Source organism: Pedobacter sp. (genome assembly GCF_041662865.1).
Classification (GTDB): Bacteria; Bacteroidota; Bacteroidia; order Sphingobacteriales; family Sphingobacteriaceae; genus Pedobacter.
This window is the reverse complement of sequence record NZ_JBAZRL010000041.1, coordinates 12,277-31,746: the sequence shown is the minus strand read 5'-3', so window position 1 is coordinate 31,746 and position 19,470 is coordinate 12,277. Positions and strand designations below refer to the sequence as shown.

The window sequence follows — 19,470 nt, the reverse complement described above, 5'->3', positions numbered from 1 at the left end:
TTTACCACCAATACCTCCAGGCGCAGGACTTCCAGGATTTCCTCCTAAACCATTTGGTCCATTAAAAGTAAAAAATTGATGATAAGGTTCAGTTACTCCATGCAATCTAAAGGTAAGTTTGCCTCCATCACCACCATTGCCTCCATTACCTGCATTGCCGCCTTTCCCTCCATTTACACCATTGTGTCCAGCGCCGTTTCCAGCATTACATCTATACCCGCCGTCAGAGCAATTTCTGCCCCTTGCCCCATCTGCTCCATTAGCTCCAGCATTTCCATTGCCACCTCTTCCACCATTTTGACCCCATAAATAAAAGTCAATGTTTCCTGAAGATGCCATTATTTTATCTGTTACAAATACAAAGAAGTTCCCCGAACTAAGCCCATCTGAACCATTTTGACCATCCTGTCCTGAAGTCGCTCCTGGCTTACCATCTGTTGCATTTATATCAGATTCGTTAAATGATCGCACGTGAGAATTTGATTGCTTGTATTCATTGCAAATTAAATTAACATCAGTATCATGTATATAAATTTCTGAATTTATCAATTCAATGCGATGAAAACTCAATGTCACTTTATTGCCTGGAATACCTTTAAGATTAAGTATTGCATTTTTTAATATTAATGAGCCCTTCCCTTTTAAAAGAGTGTAAAGTTCATTTATATCATTAAAATATGTTGGAGGGATATCTCCGACAAAAACTGAATTAGCACCTTTAATGTCTTTTAATGTAATTGAACCTGTAAGTTCATGCACATCTGTTATTGACTTTTCCATTTTAATACTGTTTTAATTTAATGCTTACTCTTTAAGGTTTTCAGCTACTCCTGTTATTATTTTGCCTATTTATTATACTTAAAGGTTGGTAAAATGATAACTAAGAACAATACCGATATATAGGTATTCTTATATCTGTTTATGCACTATTTTAAAACAATTGTAAAATTTAGAGATTGTATGAGAGGATTACTCCAAGAAAATCAAAATGAGATGAGTATTATATTAAAGCTGTTGCTTCGGCTTCTAACCTCGTAAAATCTTTTCCATCTTACGCCCTTTTGCTAATTCATCTATTATTTTGTCTAAATATCTTACCTGTTGTGTTAAAGGGTTTTCGATGTCTTCTACTCGGTAACCACAAATTACACCAGTAATAAGGTGTGCATTAGGATGTAATGTAGCTTGTTGAAAGAACTCTTCAAAGGTTACTTTTTTTTCAATGAGCTCTTGTAGCATTTTCTCATTGTAACCAGTTAGCCATTCAATTACTTGATGCAATTCTTCTTTCGTTCTTCCCTTCTTCTCAACTTTTGTTACGTAATGTGGATACACTGAAGCGAATGTCATTTTTGGAATACGTCCATCGTGATTGTTTGTGCTGTTCATGTTTTGTATTTTAATTAAGTACGGTCAGATTGACAAAATTATAGTCGGTCTAACTGCCCTTTTCTTTTTACTATGTTTTTATAATCCCACTGAATTTCTCTTGATTTTTGTAGCCAACGTTTTAAGTTGTTTTCTTCAATTTCAGCAAGGTTGGTGTAAAAGATAGATGCATCTTTAAATTTTTTGCCTATCACATTTAACTCTGCTTCTTCAAAATCAGCTCCACTCCAAAACATCAATCTAACGCCCGCTTTTTGTTTACTGTAACCAACAATTGGATTACCATTTAAAAACCAAACAGGGTGGGCATGCCAAATCTTGCTTTCAGCCTCGGTGAGTTCTCTGTCGATTGTTGTTGCTAAGAGATTGTAGATTTCTTTATCAACGGCTGTTTGTTTGTCGTTGTAGGTTTGAATTTCCGAGTTCATTTGCTTTTAGGTTACCGCTTAGTCAAATATAAATGAAACGTTTATCATTTTAAACCATATAAGGGATATAAGTTTTTAGTAGGGAACCTTAGCAAAAAAGATTGCTTCGTTCCTCGCAATGACGTGATGTTATTCTAGGCGTATCGTCTTTGCGAGCGTAGCAATCTCCTAATTGATAATACAGAGTCATGTTGAACATGAAGGAGATCGCACCATAGGCACTCCTATGGAGCTGCAGTCGATGAAGTATCTCCTTCGCAAAGACGGGTAGGGTTGTGGCAATCCCCTACAATTTAACCGCTAAACTCGTATAATAATTAATCCCTGCTGCGGCGTTGAAATATCTATTATTTGCTGCATTTAAATCGTTTCCTAAACTATAACGCTGATTTAGAAGATTGTTAATGCCTGCTGAGATGCTCAGCGCAGTTTTGCCTAATTGTAAATTACGAAATCCTACTTTTACATCTGCCAAATGATACTTTGTTGCAAATACAGTGTTTGCATCATTTAGTGGAATAGCGGAAGTGTAATTGTGTTGAGCAAAGAGGTAAAATCCTTTTTTGAACGTAAACTCCAAACTATTTAGTGCGGTAGTATTGGGTACTCCAGTTAATTTATTACCTGAATAATCTTGCGCTGCGTTCTTGAAATCTTCAAATCTAAAATGACTGTAGGTATAACTGCTACGTAATTGTATGCCATTTAAAAAACGATTTGCATCCTTCTGTAATAACCATGCGGAGAATTGTACTTCTGTGCCTAGCTGTTTAGTGCCGCCTGCATTGATAAAATATTCAACATCATTTTCATTCAATCTTCTTACAATGGCATCTTGCAAATGGAAATAGAATAGATTCCCATCAACATAAAACCGTTTATTATTGGATTGATAGCGTACACCACCTTCATAGTTCCAACCTGCTTCTGCTTGTAAACTGTTATTAATGATATTATCTGATGATCGTACCTCGGCCAAGGTAGGTGGCGAATATCCTTTACTTAATGATCCTCTTGCCATAAAATTAGCATTGATAAGATAAGAGGCCGCAAACTTAGGCATCCATCTCGTTTTAAAACTTCTCTGCTTTTCTGCGATAACCAGAGGGAACTCACTTTGATGCTTATAATTGAAGAAATTTAAACTAGCACCCAATTCAATTAACAAGCGTTGGTTAATGTCGAAGTTGAGCCGCAGAAAGCCAAAATCTTGGTGAGCAGTTAAATCGTCAGAAGCCATTAATGCAGTTGCAAGTCCTTTATTGTTGTTGTAATTTTTTATGTCGTTTTTGGTTTGTGCACTTTCTAAACCTGCCTGAATAGTATAATTTACATGCTGACTTGCTTTTGCATATGCTACAAAGGTTCTTAATCCAATGGTGCTTTCTTTGCGCTTTTCGTAATTGGTAATAAAAGGGTTTTTGAAATCAGTAAAGGAAGTAAATAATGCTATTACATGCTTAAAATGCTGACTGAAGCTATAACTATGCGCTAAACCTCCAAAAAAGGTTTTGTTATAAATGGCGGCTTGTTGTTGTGTTGCACTTGGTAGGGTTGGAGTTGCTGGTCTGGCCGATTTCGGATTTACTGCTAATTGTGCTGCGGTTAATCCCCCAGGCGTTTCGTAACCTAAATCACTGTAAAAAAGAAAAGCTTTCACTAAACCTTTCGTACTATAGCTCCATTGATGTGCAGTTTGGATATACTTTCTTTTTAAGGCGCTGTTTTCTCGATAACCGTCGCTTTGCTGGTAACCTTCGGTGACATTAAACCGATAGTTATTTATGTGTTGCTGTAAACTTGCTGTCTGATGCAACAATCCATACGAACCTGCAGTTAACCCAAACTCAACCTCATTATTTCTTTTTAAAGGAGAATTTAGGAGTACTACACCGCCAGTATTTGCGCCGAATATACTTGCTTCTGGGCCTTTGTAGATTTCTATAGAACCAATCCCCGCTACATCTAAAGTGTTGAGATAGGTGTTTCCACTAGCATCTGTTAAAGGGAAATCGTTGATATAAATTTTAATGTTTCTTACTCCAAAAGGCGAACGTAATAAACTCCCTCTTAAGGATAAGCGATAGCTGCCTGGCGATCGTTCTTCCATTCGTACGCCGGGTGCCGTGTTCATACTACTCACTAATGAACTGTTTGGCTGGTTTTGAAGTTGATTGCTATCTAATATACTTACAGCACCAATAGCTCGAAGTAAAGGTTGTGGATTGTAATACCCTTTAACTACAATTTCATTTAATTTTTTAATGCTATCTGTCTGAATAACTTGGGCAGAAACTGAAAAAGAGAATAGTACGGCTAAAAAGGTAAGGGATAATTTTGACATAGCAGTTTAAATGCTGCAATTTAAAAATTAATTACGATTGCTGATTATTGTGTTAGTGCTAACAATAAATAATTAAATGCAGTTTTTAGGTTCTATTCTTTTCCTCCACGCTTTTCCTCCATGTTTGTGATCCTGAGCTTGTCGAAGGATCTGTCTTTTAGCTCACCGCCGCTTTGGCTCTTGCTTTCTCCTTCGGGATGCTACAAGGCCAGACCTCACTTTAGGGAATGGTTGTGGTTTTGGAAAGGTTGTAGAACGGTCGTCTTTGCGAGGAGTGTAACGACGAAGCAATCTCCTCCTAGTTGCTTATCGTAATCGTAAAGCGATAAAAAGAAACGACTGATGCATTACGAGCCCTTCCGATAGCTATCGGATCATGCTGAGCAAGACGAGATGTTGCCCTATCGGCTGATGTCTCACCAGCAGAAATATCAAATTCGAACTAGTTAATTCGATAAGAAATGCCAAATCTGATTACTCGTGAATTGGCCTCCCACGATCCTCCTCCAATCATTCCTCCCAAATAATTGCTTAAGCCATACGAATAACCAGCATACACACCAAATTTCTGATAATTTGCTGTTAATTGAATACGTGGTCTTAGATCTGTTTTTAAGTTTTTTCTATCTCTGTCTGTAGCATATACTGTTCCATCTGCTATTTTAGCTTCCCCTTTTTCTTGTGCTTTTAAAATAAAGCCTACGTCCATTCCAGCGGTTAAGTCGAGCGTTGTTTTAGATTTACCAAAACGAAAACCGAAATTAGGGTGCAGGTTTAAAAATTGGGTGGTTAACTTAGTTTCCCCGCTTGCTTTCACATATGAAGACCCTATAGCATAGGTAGAAGCGACAGGAATGTCAATTTTACTGCTCATCGCTTCGTAACCAACATCTAATCCTACTAAGAAATGATTAGCGAGAATATGTTTAGCATTGGCTGATAAACCATAAACAAAACCATTTTTTTCTCCGTAAGGATTGTTGGTATAATTATTCTCACTACCTACAATTATAAAAGATGTTTTGGCAGCAGAGCTTCCCCCATAAGAAAATAAGCCTGAATTGAAGGCGACAGCAACTTCAGTTTGGGCAAATGCAACAGTTATGGAAAATAAGCTGAATGCAGTAAGTAAAATTTTCTTCATGATGAGTTTTTAGTTGGTTTCCAATATATACGCATGTAAGCTGTTAAACGCTACTAGGAAGATGAATAATTCCAATCCTCAATTTAGTACACGCTCCACTTAGCCATAGCTATTCTTGTTCTTCTTTAGTGTTTTTAAATATAAAATAAACTGTCATCACAAAAGTTAAAATATATATCACTGCCATGGCAGGACTTTCAAATTTAAAGCTTTTAAAATCGAACTGTTTAAAAATTGTCACTCCCAAAACGATTGCTATAATGATTAATGGAAATGATAATCCTTTTTTAGTGCTCATAGTTTTTAAGTTTAATTGATAATTTTTGCATTCGAATCTGCTCTAAGATTCGCTATCCTTTCTCGCCATTGTTGAAGCTCTTCGGGTGTTAATCTCACCCAATCTGTTACTTCGCCAACAATTTTTAATGGTGCTTGACTACGATAGGAACGTGTTGGATTGCCTGGAAATTTCTTGTCTGTTACGTTCGGATCATTTTCAAAACTGCCTGTGGGTTCGACAATGTAAACCCGTCCATTTCCATCGCCTTTGGCTAATTCGGCAGCAAGTCCAGCACCATTAGGTAGGGCAGTAAAATAAATGTGATTCATGATTACTTCAATATGGTAATTCGAGTTGAAGCCTGCTGTAAGCAAATCGCCAGGTTTCAAATCTGCTTTTGTTCCGTGATAAAAAGGGCCATTATCTAAAATCTCAGCTCCATCAATTCCGTTAGTGTTGTCTTTCATTCTTTAATATACATTTTGGGTAGTTATTTCTTGCCAAGCTCTTCTGCTAAACCAATAAGTAGTCCTTCGGTTCCACGAATATAGCAGAGCTTATACGATTCTCCATATTTAACCACTTCGCCAACAAGTTGAGCACCTTTTTTGATGAGTCTAGCTACTAACTCGTCAATGTCTTCCACAGTAAACATCACACGCAAATAACCCAAAGAGTTTACAGGCGCAGTCCGGTGATCTGAAATGGTCTTCGGGGTGAGAAATCTAGAAAGTTCCAATCTACTATGACCATCTGGAGTAACCATCATGGCAATCTCAACGCTTTGATCGCCTAGTCCGGTAACACTACCTGCCCATTCTCCTTCAATCATTGCTCGTCCTTCGAGCTTTAGCCCTATTTCTGTGAAAAAAGAAATGGCATCGTCGAGAGATTCAACAACGATGCCCATATTATCCATTCGTAGTAATTTGTTTTGTGCCATAGATTTATCTCAAAATTAAATTTAGCTAAATTCTGACAGTTATTTTTGTTTTAAAAAAGTTCTAACTTCTGGGTTTATTGCTTTAGGTTCGATTTTATCAGTTAGTTTCAAATACTTAATAGCGCTATCTTTTTGAGCAAAATAGCTATATGCTGATGTCAATTGTGATAAAATTCTGGGGTTGTTTCTGTCTAAAGCATTGGCTTTTTTTAAGGCTTGGATTGCTTTATCAAGCATTTCAGGTTTTTGGTTCGACACAAACAATTGACCATAACTTGTAGCAAGTGATTCATACACTTTCGAATTGCTTGGTTTAAGTTTTAAGGATTTCTCAAAGTAAGGAACAGAACCTTCAAGTTGACCCTGTCGTCCTAAAAGATTTCCAAAGCCCCAATATACATCTGCATTCAAACTATCCAAAAGCCAAGCTTGATTGAAACGTTTCATTGATGTTTCTAAGTCGTTTTTATAAAAATAATCCCAACCTAATTGAGAGTATGATAATGAAGCCGTTTTTCTGTCTTTAAATTTTCCATCAACAAAAGCAAAAAACTCATTGTCTGCTTTTATCTGTTCTTTGCATTTAACTGCTTTGCCATACATTGGCAGTAAATTGTTGCCTTCCTTGCAGTCTTGCGCTGATGATGAGCATCCTATAAAACTTAAGCAAATAAAAGTTAGTAATAATTTATTCATAATGTAGGTTGTCTTTTTTAAATGTTAAGTAGATCCATGGGGATATTTGATTAATTGTCGTCACTCTCAAATATATACAACATATGGGTTTAAACTTCTAAAAAACATTTTTTAAGACACGGAAGATAAATTTTAAAATTTCAGTAAAGTTGGTGTTCGTTAAATTATTTATCAGGCAAGCCCCATTTTGCAACTAATTCAGTATTAAGTCCGCCTTCTTTGCCATTTGGTTTTCCTTTGCCTGTTTCAATGAAATTTTTTAAACTGCCTTGTATATAGCTTGTCCAAGCATCGTTACAAACGGTGTAGCATTCATATTCGGGCACTAAACCTTCATGCGTAAAAACAACTTTAGTTTTGCTCCCTTCTGTTGTTAAATCAAAAACTAGTTTAGTATTTACCCATTCTGTTTTATCCTTAGTAAAATTGAATTCATTAGCTATCACCTGATACACCAATTTCTTATCTGCTACAAGTTGTATTAGCTTGAGTTTGCATAAATGCACATCTTTATAGTGATAAAAAAATGTATCGTTTAGCTGATCAGTGCTGCCTTCAATGTCCTCTGACCACCAACCCTTGAAATTTTTAATAGAATTGAATGTGCTCGTCACGTCTTTATCAACGGTGATTGTTGTTGTGAAATTTTTGCCTTTCATAGTGCTTATTTTAACGTTTTGATTTGAAGATGTTTTTCTTTCATTACAGGAAACTAATGCAAGTAGTAAAGTAACCGTTACTAAAATTTTCATTTGAGATACGCTTTAAGATTTTGCAGATACTGCATCCAAGCACTTGAGCAACTATCATAGCATTCAATTTGTGGCATTAAACCATCATGTGTAAATGTTATTTTTGTGTAGTCGCCTTCTTTTTCAAGGTCAAAACAAATTTTTGTCCCTGCCCATTCATTTGTGTTTTTTAAAAACGACAAATTACTTTCGGTAACCAGCCAACTAATTTTTTTATTCACAACTAGTTCTATGAGTTTCTGATTGGAATAATGAACACCTTCTCCGGCTCTGAAAGAAAACTCATCATTCATAAGATTGCTTTTTCCTGCTATGGTTTCGCCAAATAAACCTACCCACCAATTTTTTGGATCAATTAAATGCGTAAATACTTCATCTATTTTTTTTGACGTCGTAAAACTGTATTGAAAATTTTGATTAGCCATCACTGTTCCTTTTTAGTTAAGTAAAACCAGTTGCCCTGTATGATATTGTAAATGTGAGGTTCTGGTGATCATGATATTTAATTTGTTGCGATGAGGTTCTTTTGAAAAGTCTTCTTCAGAAACAGCTGTGTGTTTTGAAAACCATTCATCGGTAGTTGTTTTAGCAAATTTTTCTTGAAACATATTGTTTTGTTTTGCCCACATTGCTCTAAGTTCAGCCGCAGAAGGAATTTGAGTAACTACTTTATCGGCTTGTTTAATAAAGGGTTCATACAATTCAGGAAACATTTTTTCGCCCATATCCAACAGCCTTAGCATATCATCATGTACTGCAATAAGATGTCCCAGCAAATAAATTCCTCTGTTTTTGCCTGGTGCAATTTCTTTTAGTAATTGCTCATCACTTAAAACAGTTAAATGTTTATTTAAATTTTCAATCGACCCGTTCCATCTATCGAGTACCATTTTTACGCATAAATCAGTTGTTATCATGTTTTTAAAATTTTATACATCAAATGTAATGTCCAAAATGCAGACTTTTAATATGCGATATAGACATTAAGACGGGTTGATTTGGACAATGAAGTTGTCTAACTTTGTTATAAAAAAAAGAGAATGAAACATTTGTCGATAGTGGTTCCTGATGAGCAAACCACGATGAGTACAATTGCTTGTATTATAGGAGCACTCCAAGTCTTTGGCGCAGCGAATAACTATGTAGTGAGCAGGGGTGAAGCGGCAGTTTTTAAAATCGAATTGATTGGGGCTACAAAGAATGACTTTTTAAACAACAACTTACTTTCTGTAAAACACCAATTCGCCATCAATGAAATAGATAAGACCGATCTTATTCTCATTCCTGCATCTTCTATTCGTAGTTATGATACAGCTACTAAAAATAATAAGCTATTAATCGATTGGCTAACAAAGCAGTATACGCAAGGTGCAGAAATAGCAAGTATGTGCGCAGGAAGTTTTATGCTCGCTTCTACAGGATTGCTTGCAGGTAAAACCTGTTCTACGCATTGGGCTTTAGCTGAAAATTTTAGAGAATTGTTTCCTGATGTAAACTTGCAAACAGATAAGCTAATTACTGATGAGAACGGAATGTACACCAATGGCGGTGCGTATTCGTTTTTGCATTTGCTCCTATATTTGGTCGAAAAATTTTATGGAAGACAAACTGTTATTCATTGTGCCAAATATTTCCAGATAGATTTGGACAGGAATTTTCAAGCTGAGTTCTCAATTTTTAATGGTCATAAAAAACATAGTGACGATGAAATTATAAGGGCGCAACAATTTATAGAAGAGAACTATCAAACTAAAATTTCTATTGAAAAATTAGCATCCAACTTAAACATTGGCAGAAGGAATTTTGACCGAAGATTTATTAAAGCAACTGGTCTTACTCCGCTTGATTATTTACAGCGAGTAAAAATTGAAGCTGCAAAAAAGATGTGTGAGACCACTCGAAAAACAGTGAATGAAATCATGTATGAAGTAGGTTACAATGATGCAAAAGCCTTTCGAGATGTTTTTAATCGTGTTACTGGCTTGTCGCCTTTAGATTATAAGTCAAAGTACAACAAGGAAAGTAAACTGTTGGTAATGTAGTGTGTTTATAAAGATCACTACGCGTTAGGAGGGTTAGTAAAGCAGCAGATATAAGTAAGAACTCGCTTATTTGCGAAACGCCTGTTATACGTTGTTTTTCTTTTTTGCTATCAGTATTGTATGTATGTCAAATTCTGTTTCTGAAATTTTATACTTCACTTTAAATGTTTTTAGTTCTTTAAATTTAAACTCATTCAGTTGTGCTTTTATGTCGTCCAATTTATGGTAATTAAAATAAACTCGGCCACCACTACCAACTTTAAATTCTGATTTGTCTTGTTCACCTTCTACAAAACTTAAATAGATTAAGCCGTCTTCGTTCAGTAGGTCATTAGCGTTAGCAATTAGTTCTTTACTTTCTGTATTTGATAAATAGGGCAAACAAAACCCGCCAATAATTCCGTCAAATTTTGTGTCAACATGGTTAATTTGTCGGCAGTCCATAACAGCAAAATGTGCAGTCGGATTGTTTTGTTTTGCAAGCGCAATCATATTTGGTGCAATGTCAATTCCAAAAATTTCAAAGTCTGGTCTTTTAGCTAACAAGTATTTCGTAATGTTTCCTGGTCCGCAACCGATTTCCAAAAGTTTCGCTTTAGGTTTGTCAATGAAACTACAAATGAAGTCGTAGGTGTCATTATACAAGTCCAAACCCATAAACTTGTCTTGGTATAGTGAAGCAATATTGTTCCATGTATCAAATGTTTCTTTGTATTTGTCCATTGTTGGTTTGTTGTTTTAAAATGCCCTATAACGCCCCGGGGGCTTGGCGATGCTTGGTGGCTCGAATAAAGTTACTAGAAAACTGGAACGGTCAAAGAAGAATTTCCACCAAGTTTTGCCAAACCCCTGTTAACGGAGGTTAATTTAACCTTAGCCGGTAGCTTGATTCCTCAATGATATTGCCTCTATTATCGTAAGAAATTGAAACAATGTTTTTAATTTTTTCCGTTAGATTGACATCTATGGTTCCAATAAGTTGATTTTTCTCATTGTAATATTCAAGAATTTGAAGTCCAAAATTTTTATAGTTCGTACTTATGATATTCACATCATCTTGCTTGATAGTTTTTCTTACTGTTGAAGTGTCTCCGTCTTTACCTACAGCTATGTAATCTGATTTGTTATTGTTTTCCAAGTTATAGTTTGCTGTTTCTTTAAGATATTTTAGCCCCTGTAGAAAAGAATAAATGTCTTTTTTGTTCTGAACCCCATTTATGTAAAAATGATGAATTTCTTCTTTCAATTTTCCCTTTTGGTCTGTTATCAAGGTTTTGTGGATAAGGTTGTTTTGATATTGAAATTCCTTTTTGATAAGTACCGTGTCAAAGTTCCGAAGGTCCTCTTCCTTTTGGTTTTCAAAATCTAGAAGTTTCATGACCAATCTTCGGGTAGTTACACTTGATTTCTTTCCATCTTTATAAACCGTCTTTTCAAAGAATGTAGTATCGTTATCTTTAGTAATCTTAAAATCGCCGACTAAAGAGTCTTGTTCATCATAAATTTTTAATTCTCTATCGCCATTTTCAAGTTCTGTTGTTCTTTCTACCTGTCCTTTGCCATTATAAAAATATTCCTTCGTGAATACCATGCTGTCGATAGCTATCCCAGTTCTATAAGTATAAATTACACTCTTGTCAATTTTGATCTTACCATCATCATAAAATACATAGCTATGTGTCTGTTTTGTATTTATCTGACTATTGTCGAATATAAACTTCTCGACTTGTTCCTGTTGTCTTTTGCAGCAAAGGATTAAAAGTAGGATTGGAATAGTTGCGATTTGTCTCATATTTGGCTTGTGAATTTAAAGATAGTTAACTTCAGTTGTCTAGCAACTTTCGTTAAACATTTTATAAATCTTAAGGGGTTTGCGCTATGGTGGGTATGCGCCCAACATTTCCGCTAACGTTTCGGGGGTTTGCGATGGCGGGGAGTTTTAGCACTAAACTTCATTCGGAGAACTGAACTTCCACCTTGCACAAATGTGTCTGCGAAGCACGAAGCCCCCGCTATCGTAAACCCTTGTTAGCGGTAGTTTTTCTTTTCTCGTCAGCTTTCATTTAGTAAAAATGTCCCTACGAAGTTATCCATTACTTTTTTGTGGTCGTTTATTTTTATAACAGTAAGTTTAATTTCTCTCTCGTCAAGTCTGGTTGATGTTTCCAATAACTCTACTTGTAAGTCCTTAAACTTTTCAAGAACTGCTACCAAATCTCTTTGCGTTGCTTTTTTGTGAACAGGTGTCGAAATAGATTTGAGTTTTATTATGGTTTCGTCTAAATAAGAGATAAGGTGTTTTATGTTTTCAGTTGTTTTTTGAAGTTTTATTGAAAGGTCTTTTTCGTCTAAAACTTCTTGTCCGTCATGGATGGATTTGTATTGCTTCTCAACCATTATTTTTTTGATTTTCAATCTCCAATTCTCTGTCAAGTAACCCGATTGAAATGTTGTCAGCTCTAACAATATTTTTGCGGTTAGTCTTTCGTGCAAGTCGTTTAAATCAATTAGGTTCTTTTCCGTGATGCTTCTATTATGAGCTTCTTCACGCCTAATTATATTCAAGTTGTCCATTTGATTATCGAAGTCGGTTGGACTGTCGAAGTATGGTCTAAACAACTTGAAGTGAGTAGAAATAATTTTTTTTAATTGAAGTGTGAAGGTGTAGGAAATTAATATGTTTCCGTCATTGCACTCTACGCCAAATTGATTTAAATAAGTTTGTTTAACTTCTTTTCCCAGTTTGTTGTCCAAACTTTTGTCCCACCAATTGTCGCCAAATTGTGCTTGCAATTTAGTTTTAACCAATTCTCGAAGACAGTTTTCAATCTCTGATATAATTCTTTTTGATTGAGCAAGGCGATAATCTTCTGTGTTTTCTTGGAAATATGTCGATTTTAACCAGTCAATTGAATTGCCTTTGCCAATAAGTTCCGCTGTAGTTTTTGATGAAATTGCGTATATCAATTCAACATTATTGCTGTCGAGTGCTTTTACTCCATAATGAGCAAAACTTATTCCTTCAAATCCGTCATTTCTAAAAAGTCCATTGAAAAATCCCATGATACCTGCAATTTCCATTTTGATGTCAAGGGAATTTGTTGAGGTTGAAAAGAAGTCGCAACAAAGTGTGTCCTCGTTTAGAATATAAACATTTGCAACACGGACTTTTTTGCTTCCCGGGCTGAATATGTCGATATTTTCAAGCCCTAATTTTATTATTCCGGTTATGTCTTGTAGTCTAATCATTGAAAATTAATATTGGAGGGGTTTGGTCAAGTCCGTCAACTTGTTGTTTTTGCAGTTTACTTGTTTTGTCTTGTCGTCTTTAATTTTTTGTAAATGTCTTTGCGGGAGATGAACTTTTACATTAAGCACTACTGTTTCTGCGGGGCGTTAAAATTACCGCTAACGTTTTGGCGCTTGGTGAATGGTGGCGGTTTCGATAAAATTACTAAAAGATTGGAAAGGTTTTAGAAGGATTTTCCGCCACTTTTGCCAAGGCGCTGTTAGCAGTAGTTAGTTTCTTTGCTTGCACCTTTCTAAATCCTTAACTAATGTCGCCTTGTCGTGCCAAATTTTATATTTTTCTGGTACTAGGCTATTGATTAGCTCAATTGCTAATCCTATATCAGGTTGATAATAATTGTCCAGTTGGATTGTTTTACTTTTTCTGCCTTTGGTTATTTTCACCATTACTTGTGAACCATCTCTTATGCAAGGATTGGAATAATACTTCTTTAGACTGTCTATATTGATATTAGATAATTTTATAAGGGTTTCATTTGTTTTTAAGTTACTCTTAAAAAGTATTGAATCTTTTTCTCCTTCTAGATCACCTTTGCAAGTTATTTTTAGAGTTTTTTCTGTTAAAACATATTTAACGGCATAAGCCATAGAATAATCTGCATTGAGTACAATCAGTTCAAATGGTATGATTGGCAAACCATAGCCTGTAGTTTCAATTGATTTACTTTTAGGCAAGCAATTATCTTCTCCATATCCAGAAAGAGTTAAGGCCAAGATTGTGATTATAATAAACAGTCGTTTCATTTTGAATGTGGGTTTTGGCGTTTACTAGGTATGAGCCCAGAATTACTGCTAACGGTTTGGGGCTTTGCGAATTTTTGTTTTTGCTTTCAGCAATTAGCCACAGCACTAACTTAATAAACAATTACTAAACTTGCCCAGTGCCTGTCGCCCAAAAATTTGCAAAACCGCTGTTAGGTGTAGTTATTTTTTTAAGCTTATTAACGTGTCGTTTCTATAATTTTCTGTCTTTATTAAGTTTCCATTTTGAGAAAAATACAGCCATGTTCCATTTTTTTTATTGTCCTTATAAAATTCAATTTCTTTAGGTTTCCCATTTTCATAAAAAGTTCTAGAGGTGTCGTCTAAATGGCCGTTTTTATGTTTTCCTATTTGGCTTAGCAACCCGTTCTGGTGAAATATTTTAAAGATACCTTGGCTTTTGCCATTTTCATCTTTCCATTCTATTGAATTTACTTTTCCGTTTGAATGATACATAATGAAAGAGTCAACCATAATGCCCTTTTTGTAAAAATACTTTGCTCTTAAGTTCTTGTTTGGTCCATAGGAGACTTTTGGCCCATTTAAAGTGTCATTTTTATAGTTTTCTATAGATTTAAGGTTTCCATTTAGGTAAAAAGTTTTCCACTCACCCTCTTTTTTCCCTGCAACAGTTTTTCCTTTTGGTTCAGTCGCAGTGTCCTTAAAGTCACTATAAATGCTTTTGAAGTTTTTTAAAAAGAACCACAGTCCGATAAAACCGATAATTATGATTACTGTCTTTAGTTTCATAGAATAATTACACCTAACGTTTTGGCGCTTGGCGAAGAAGCGGATTTCGAAGCACTAAACTGTCTGCCAGCACTGAACTTGATACGAAGCACAAAGCTTCATTTAAGCACTGAAACCGCTTTTTTGCCAAACGCTTGTTATGTGCTGCCTTTCTATTGTCCATACATTTCATACAATGTGTTTAAACCAAGTCCTTCGTTGTCGTGCTGTGTCCAAAAGTCTGTAATGGTATAAATTATTTCGGTCTTTCCATTTTCAGGTCCAAATTGATAGTCTGTTAGGAAACAAACTTTTTTTATGGGCGAGTTGTCAAGTGCAATTTTTAGCAACTTGTCAATGTCAGGTTTGAATTGTTCTAAAAGCTTAAACCTAAATTGTTGGTTTGCTCCACTATTGTATGTAGGGTCATTTTCGTCATATTCAGGAATAGTTATGTCGCCAGGCTCAAAACTCCAGTCAACAATTGCTCCTGCAAAATAACCAGCGTTTTCATCGTCTTTGCAGTTAGGATTACCAATGTGAACAATTACACCATTTTGTTGTCGAAGCAAGTCGTAAAATAGTCCACGATGACTTTCAAGTTTGTTTTCTTCGATAATAGCAACGTCAAAGTCCGCTTGGTTAAGTCCAAGTCTTGTTGAGTTAATTGATGCTATTTCTATTGTCGGCATTGTTGTCTGTTTGTTATTAGTTTGACGTTCTGCTAAGGTTGCACATAACGTTTGGCGGGTTTGTGTTGTAATGGCATAGAAAGCAAAAACTTGTCTGCCCGTATAAATTTAGTTAATTGCGATGAAGTAACGTAAAGCAGTTCAGCCATTATAATACAAATTTGTGGTTAGGTGTAGTTTACTTTTCCCTTTTTATTAATTCTATATTTATTATTTCAGATATTAAAAACCTTGATTTTTTTGTTCCAAGGTGTCCATAACCATTTGGGTTGCTATTTTCATATTTCCCCTTTGCTAAAATTGTAAGATATGAGTTCCAATAACTATTATGAATTTTGGTCAGCATTTTCTCAAAGTTGTGCGGGATTTTATAATTTTCTTCAAAATCTAGATTTACTAATAGTTCGGCTGAACATTTTTTAGATTTTACTGAGTTCAAGGACCAATATTCTTCCATTCCGCTATAAGTTGCTTTTAAAATGACCGTTTCATTTATATGATTCGGAAGGTCGCAAATGTCCAAAATAATTTGTCCATTATATTCGTCCTTCAACTTCGGCGAACAACTTGCAAGTGATATTGCGATTAGCAGAATGAGTTTGTAATGTCCCTTCATAAATTAAACCTGCTGTTAGGGTAGTTATTTTTATTCAAACTTAAAACCAAATCGTTTAAAGTATTCTTTTATTATTTCGTATTTACTTGAGCACATTTCTATTTCACGGATTTTTTCTGTCTTGGTCTTGTATCTACTACAAGCGAAACAAATTTCTATATAGTCAATTATCTGGTCATTATTGTCTAAAAAAATTATTGAATGCTTTGGATTATAGCAACTTGCTTGCTCGATAATAGTGTTTTTTGATTTGTCATTTACACCTACGTTGTAAAGCAAACTACTCAAACTATCTATTTCTTTGATTTCCAGTTTTGTAACCTGTCTCAGGTTAGTGCTATCAATTCGATTACCTTTTGTTGGGGTTTTGTCTTGTGGTTGCGTTTGGTCGTCAAAGGAAATTAACAAGACTTTACTCGCTTGTTTGAAAGGATATAATTTTTTTCGTTGTTCTATTGTCAGCAAAGGTTTATAGGCACATTTTGAATTTTCTGCTAAAATCCTTTCGTCCGTTTCGATAAAAATAGAAGACTTATTTTTGTATCCGAGAAAGCTACAAGATGTTAAAAATAATAATAGAAGTAAGAGTTTTATAAAAGCGTTCATTTTTATTCAATAATTACACCTAACGTTCCGAGGCTTGGCGAATGGTGGCGGTTAAGCTAAAATTACTAAAAGATTGGAAAGGATAAAGAAGAATTTTCCGCCACTTTTGTCAAACCGATGTTATAAGACATTATTACCAGATTGTATTAGCCGCAATTCATTAATAAAATTATAATCTCCAATTAAACACATTCTCAATTAGTTTCTGTGTTCATTAAAAAAAGACAGCATTATTTGGAGCGCGTCTTTACTGTGCATTTTATCTCCATTTTCTAATGATTCATAAGCTGCGACTGCGGCTCTTTCTCGCATTTGTTTTTCATAAGAAGCAATGGCAGTCTGTGTATCATTAAAATTTTCGTTGCACAAGTAATCGCTTAATTCTAATGCATCAAGCATTGCCATATTAACGCCTTCTCCTGCAAATGGTGGCATTAAGTGTGCAGCATCACCAAGCATGGTAAGGTTTTGCAAAGCTGTCCAAGTTTGGTTTAAAGGCATACAATAAATTGGGAAAAGCATAAAGGGCATTTCGGCATTTTCAAATAACTCATGCCACATCGTATCCCATTCAGCTAAATCATTTTTGAATAATGAAAGCATTTGAGATTTATCTGCTAAATCTAAGTTTTTTAAACGGCTCTCCTCCACTTTATATGAAAGATAAAAAGCCATACTGCCATCGCCTTTAGTAGCTACTGTAAGATTTTTCCCGCCGCCAAAAGCCATTATTTTTCCATCTTTTAAAAGTTTATGAATGTTGGGGACTGCTATTTCCGGATTATAGACAGTGCCCATTAGGCCAGATATGCCAGAATAAAAAGCTCTTATATCGGTAATGTATGGACGAATTTTAGAATTAGCTCCGTCAGCGCCAATTACAATATCTGCATAAGCCGATGTTCCGTTTTTGAAATGTAATAGCCAACCCTCATTTTGTTTTTCCATAACAACAAATTGGCTATCCCATACAACCGTGTCGGGTTGCAAAGATTCTAGCAAGATTTTTCTTAATGGACCTCTGTCAATTTCAGGTCGAAAGTGTTCATTGCCAAAATCTTCTTCTGGCTTTCCTTCATGATCACTGAAAAATATTTCTGCATTTTCATTTACAATAATCATTCTGTCAGCACCCGGCCGATAATTCTCTTTAAATGCATCTAATAAATGAGCTTGGCGTAGTGCTTTTAAACCCGATTCTTCATGCAAATCTAGCGTTGTGCCTTGCACTCTTGCATCTTTGTTAAGGTCTCTTTCATAAACTTTTACTGTTGCACCTTTAAGTTGTAAAAGTCGGGCAAGTGTTAAACCGCCAGGTCCACCACCTACAATGGCAATTGTTTTATTTTGTAGTAACATGCTTTTGAAATTTGTTTTGTAGGAGCAAAACTATTTCTTAGGCAAGGAAGATAATAGTATAAATCGGTCGTTTTGATTTTTGAATAATTCCTTTGGAACTACACCTGAAAACTTTTTTACCTCTTTAATGAAATGCGTTTGGTCTGTAAAATTTAGTTCAGGAAAAAGTTTCCCTTCTTTGATGTGGTGCAGTGACGTTTTGAAACGAAGAATGTTGCAATATGCTTTTAAAGAAATCCCAAAGTGCTCATTGAAATAACGATTGATTTGTCGACTACTCCAAAATACGTTGTCTGATAATTCTTTTACTAAAATAGAACCGCTGGAAGAATAAATCAAGTCAAATAATTTTTTCTTTCTATGGTCAACGTTGGGTTTGATTAGCGAAATCATTTTCGTTGAAACTTTTTCGCAAAAATCTTCAAAATTTTTCAGGTCGTCCTTTGCAATTCCCCAAAAGTCATTAGGCAACGGATGTGCAGTATTTAATATAGAAGCGGCTTTCATATCAAGCAGGTATTCAATCGCTAACAATTTAAAACTAACCGCAAACATTACGATCTTAGGTGGAATTGAATGTTGTCCTGGTTCTGTTCCTAAACCCATCTGCATCACATTATAAGGTTCTTTTGGCGAATAGGAAAAGATAATATCAAATCTGCCATCTGGCAAACCAACTGTTTCGTGTGCTTCATCTGACGGGTTTTCAAGCATCCAAAAACTTTCCACAAAGTCGGATAGTGGCGGAGAGGGCTTCAAGATTTTGAATTCAATCCCGTTTGGAGTTATGTTTTTCGTGCTTTGCATTTTAATAAAGGAAACGAAAGTAAAGATAAGATTATGGTTTTGTATTGAATGCAAACAGCTGTGTCCACTTCAATTGCCATCTATTTCTCCTCTCTCTTCACCAGTAAAATTTCTTCATTTTCTAAGGGTAGATATCCTTGTTCATAACAAAAGAAATAAACATGACCTTTTTGAGTGGAGTAGGTGTGGGTATGGTAATTAAAATCGAAGCCCTTACGAATTAGTGATTCTCGCTTCACTTTGATTTTTCCATCTGGATTTTTTGTTTTAAGAATAGCTCTATTCTTTTTTAAAATCCGATTAACCTCATTTAAAAAACTGTTGTCTTCAGTTCTTATCCGGTTATTGTAATGTGTGCGACATTGATCGTCGCAGAATTTTTTATCAGCCCTGCCATTAATAACAGCATTGCAGTCTAGACATATACGTTCCATACTGTTTTGTTTTTACTAGGGATGATGTTTAAAGCTACAGAAAAATACAAATACCAAAGAATTTTAAGATTTTTTCTTGAAGCCCTCAATTAGCAATGAAAGCTGCTTAGGCGTGTTTAAACGATTATACACGCTTAT

General features: G+C 35.3%; 23 protein-coding genes and 1 pseudogene. 1 reads left to right on the top strand and 23 read right to left on the bottom strand.

The features are described from left to right. The 12 genes and pseudogenes from WC622_RS12870 to WC622_RS12815 all read right to left on the bottom strand — a co-directional run. Nucleotides 1-780, bottom strand: a pseudogene (locus WC622_RS12870) (hypothetical protein); the annotation flags it as partial. 246 nt (nucleotides 781-1,026) lie between these two features. After that, the gene (locus WC622_RS12865; protein ID WP_372820106.1) at nucleotides 1,027-1,389 is read right to left on the bottom strand and encodes a DUF2200 domain-containing protein; all 363 of its coding nucleotides are present in this window, start codon (nucleotides 1,387-1,389) and stop codon (nucleotides 1,027-1,029) included. A 38-nt stretch (nucleotides 1,390-1,427) separates the two neighbouring features. Continuing rightward, on the bottom strand, nucleotides 1,428-1,817 hold the full coding sequence (locus WC622_RS12860; RefSeq protein WP_372820105.1) for a DUF1801 domain-containing protein: 390 nt from the start codon (nucleotides 1,815-1,817) through the stop codon (nucleotides 1,428-1,430). Nucleotides 1,818-2,103: 286 nt separating this feature from the next. After that, complete coding sequence (locus WC622_RS12855; RefSeq protein WP_372820104.1) at nucleotides 2,104-4,161, bottom strand: TonB-dependent receptor; 2,058 nt, start codon at nucleotides 4,159-4,161, stop codon at nucleotides 2,104-2,106. Between the two features lie 442 nt (nucleotides 4,162-4,603). Next, nucleotides 4,604-5,305, bottom strand: a complete 702-nt coding sequence (locus WC622_RS12850; RefSeq protein ID WP_372820103.1) for an outer membrane beta-barrel protein — start codon at nucleotides 5,303-5,305, stop codon at nucleotides 4,604-4,606. A gap of 109 nt (nucleotides 5,306-5,414) precedes the next feature. Continuing rightward, nucleotides 5,415-5,603 carry a hypothetical protein gene (locus WC622_RS12845; RefSeq protein WP_372820102.1) on the bottom strand — a complete coding sequence of 63 codons (189 nt, stop codon included), beginning with the start codon at nucleotides 5,601-5,603 and terminating at the stop codon, nucleotides 5,415-5,417. 11 nt (nucleotides 5,604-5,614) lie between these two features. Further along, a complete protein-coding gene (arr, locus tag WC622_RS12840) occupies nucleotides 5,615-6,052 on the bottom strand; it encodes an NAD(+)--rifampin ADP-ribosyltransferase (RefSeq protein ID WP_372820101.1) in 438 nt (145 codons plus the stop codon). A gap of 23 nt (nucleotides 6,053-6,075) precedes the next feature. Then, the gene (locus WC622_RS12835) at nucleotides 6,076-6,528 is read right to left on the bottom strand and encodes a VOC family protein (RefSeq protein ID WP_372820100.1); all 453 of its coding nucleotides are present in this window, start codon (nucleotides 6,526-6,528) and stop codon (nucleotides 6,076-6,078) included. A gap of 39 nt (nucleotides 6,529-6,567) precedes the next feature. Next, nucleotides 6,568-7,224, bottom strand: a complete 657-nt coding sequence (locus WC622_RS12830) for a tetratricopeptide repeat protein (protein ID WP_372820099.1) — start codon at nucleotides 7,222-7,224, stop codon at nucleotides 6,568-6,570. Nucleotides 7,225-7,388: 164 nt separating this feature from the next. Continuing rightward, nucleotides 7,389-7,976, bottom strand: a complete 588-nt coding sequence (locus tag WC622_RS12825) for an SRPBCC domain-containing protein (RefSeq protein ID WP_372820098.1) — start codon at nucleotides 7,974-7,976, stop codon at nucleotides 7,389-7,391. Next, the gene (locus WC622_RS12820; protein ID WP_372820097.1) at nucleotides 7,973-8,401 is read right to left on the bottom strand and encodes an SRPBCC domain-containing protein; all 429 of its coding nucleotides are present in this window, start codon (nucleotides 8,399-8,401) and stop codon (nucleotides 7,973-7,975) included. The genes WC622_RS12825 and WC622_RS12820 overlap by 4 nt, the downstream gene beginning before the upstream one ends. 12 nt (nucleotides 8,402-8,413) lie before the next feature. After that, on the bottom strand, nucleotides 8,414-8,893 hold the full coding sequence (locus tag WC622_RS12815; protein WP_372820096.1) for a DinB family protein: 480 nt from the start codon (nucleotides 8,891-8,893) through the stop codon (nucleotides 8,414-8,416). 123 nt (nucleotides 8,894-9,016) lie between these two features. On the opposite strand from WC622_RS12815, the gene WC622_RS12810 reads away from it, so the two are divergent. Further along, nucleotides 9,017-10,018, top strand: a complete 1,002-nt coding sequence (locus tag WC622_RS12810; RefSeq protein WP_372820095.1) for a GlxA family transcriptional regulator — start codon at nucleotides 9,017-9,019, stop codon at nucleotides 10,016-10,018. A gap of 84 nt (nucleotides 10,019-10,102) precedes the next feature. On the opposite strand, the gene WC622_RS12805 is transcribed toward WC622_RS12810, so the two are convergent. The 11 genes from WC622_RS12805 to WC622_RS12755 all read right to left on the bottom strand — a co-directional run bounded on the left by WC622_RS12805 (nucleotide 10,103) and on the right by WC622_RS12755 (nucleotide 19,332). Further along, nucleotides 10,103-10,741, bottom strand: a complete 639-nt coding sequence (locus tag WC622_RS12805; RefSeq protein ID WP_372820094.1) for a trans-aconitate 2-methyltransferase — start codon at nucleotides 10,739-10,741, stop codon at nucleotides 10,103-10,105. A gap of 139 nt (nucleotides 10,742-10,880) precedes the next feature. Beyond that, on the bottom strand, nucleotides 10,881-11,810 hold the full coding sequence (locus WC622_RS12800; protein WP_372820093.1) for a hypothetical protein: 930 nt from the start codon (nucleotides 11,808-11,810) through the stop codon (nucleotides 10,881-10,883). Nucleotides 11,811-12,070: 260 nt separating this feature from the next. After that, nucleotides 12,071-13,267, bottom strand: coding sequence for a hypothetical protein (locus WC622_RS12795; RefSeq protein WP_372820092.1), 1,197 nt, complete (start codon nucleotides 13,265-13,267; stop codon nucleotides 12,071-12,073). Between the two features lie 270 nt (nucleotides 13,268-13,537). After that, nucleotides 13,538-14,071 (bottom strand): hypothetical protein, encoded by a 534-nt coding sequence (locus tag WC622_RS12790; protein WP_372820091.1) that lies wholly within the window; start codon nucleotides 14,069-14,071, stop codon nucleotides 13,538-13,540. A 180-nt stretch (nucleotides 14,072-14,251) separates the two neighbouring features. Next, complete coding sequence (locus tag WC622_RS12785) at nucleotides 14,252-14,839, bottom strand: toxin-antitoxin system YwqK family antitoxin (protein WP_372820090.1); 588 nt, start codon at nucleotides 14,837-14,839, stop codon at nucleotides 14,252-14,254. 152 nt (nucleotides 14,840-14,991) lie between these two features. Continuing rightward, entirely contained in the window at nucleotides 14,992-15,510 is a 519-nt protein-coding gene (locus WC622_RS12780; protein WP_372820089.1) for a hypothetical protein, read from the bottom strand. Between the two features lie 178 nt (nucleotides 15,511-15,688). After that, the gene (locus WC622_RS12775; RefSeq protein ID WP_372820088.1) at nucleotides 15,689-16,126 is read right to left on the bottom strand and encodes a hypothetical protein; all 438 of its coding nucleotides are present in this window, start codon (nucleotides 16,124-16,126) and stop codon (nucleotides 15,689-15,691) included. A 30-nt stretch (nucleotides 16,127-16,156) separates the two neighbouring features. Then, nucleotides 16,157-16,732 (bottom strand): hypothetical protein, encoded by a 576-nt coding sequence (locus WC622_RS12770; protein WP_372820087.1) that lies wholly within the window; start codon nucleotides 16,730-16,732, stop codon nucleotides 16,157-16,159. Nucleotides 16,733-16,930: 198 nt separating this feature from the next. Beyond that, on the bottom strand, nucleotides 16,931-18,091 hold the full coding sequence (locus WC622_RS12765) for an FAD-dependent oxidoreductase (protein ID WP_372820086.1): 1,161 nt from the start codon (nucleotides 18,089-18,091) through the stop codon (nucleotides 16,931-16,933). A 30-nt stretch (nucleotides 18,092-18,121) separates the two neighbouring features. Beyond that, entirely contained in the window at nucleotides 18,122-18,898 is a 777-nt protein-coding gene (locus tag WC622_RS12760) for a DUF6597 domain-containing transcriptional factor (protein ID WP_372820085.1), read from the bottom strand. 80 nt (nucleotides 18,899-18,978) lie between these two features. Next, the gene (locus WC622_RS12755) at nucleotides 18,979-19,332 is read right to left on the bottom strand and encodes a hypothetical protein (protein ID WP_372820084.1); all 354 of its coding nucleotides are present in this window, start codon (nucleotides 19,330-19,332) and stop codon (nucleotides 18,979-18,981) included. Nucleotides 19,333-19,470: the final 138 nt, after the last annotated feature.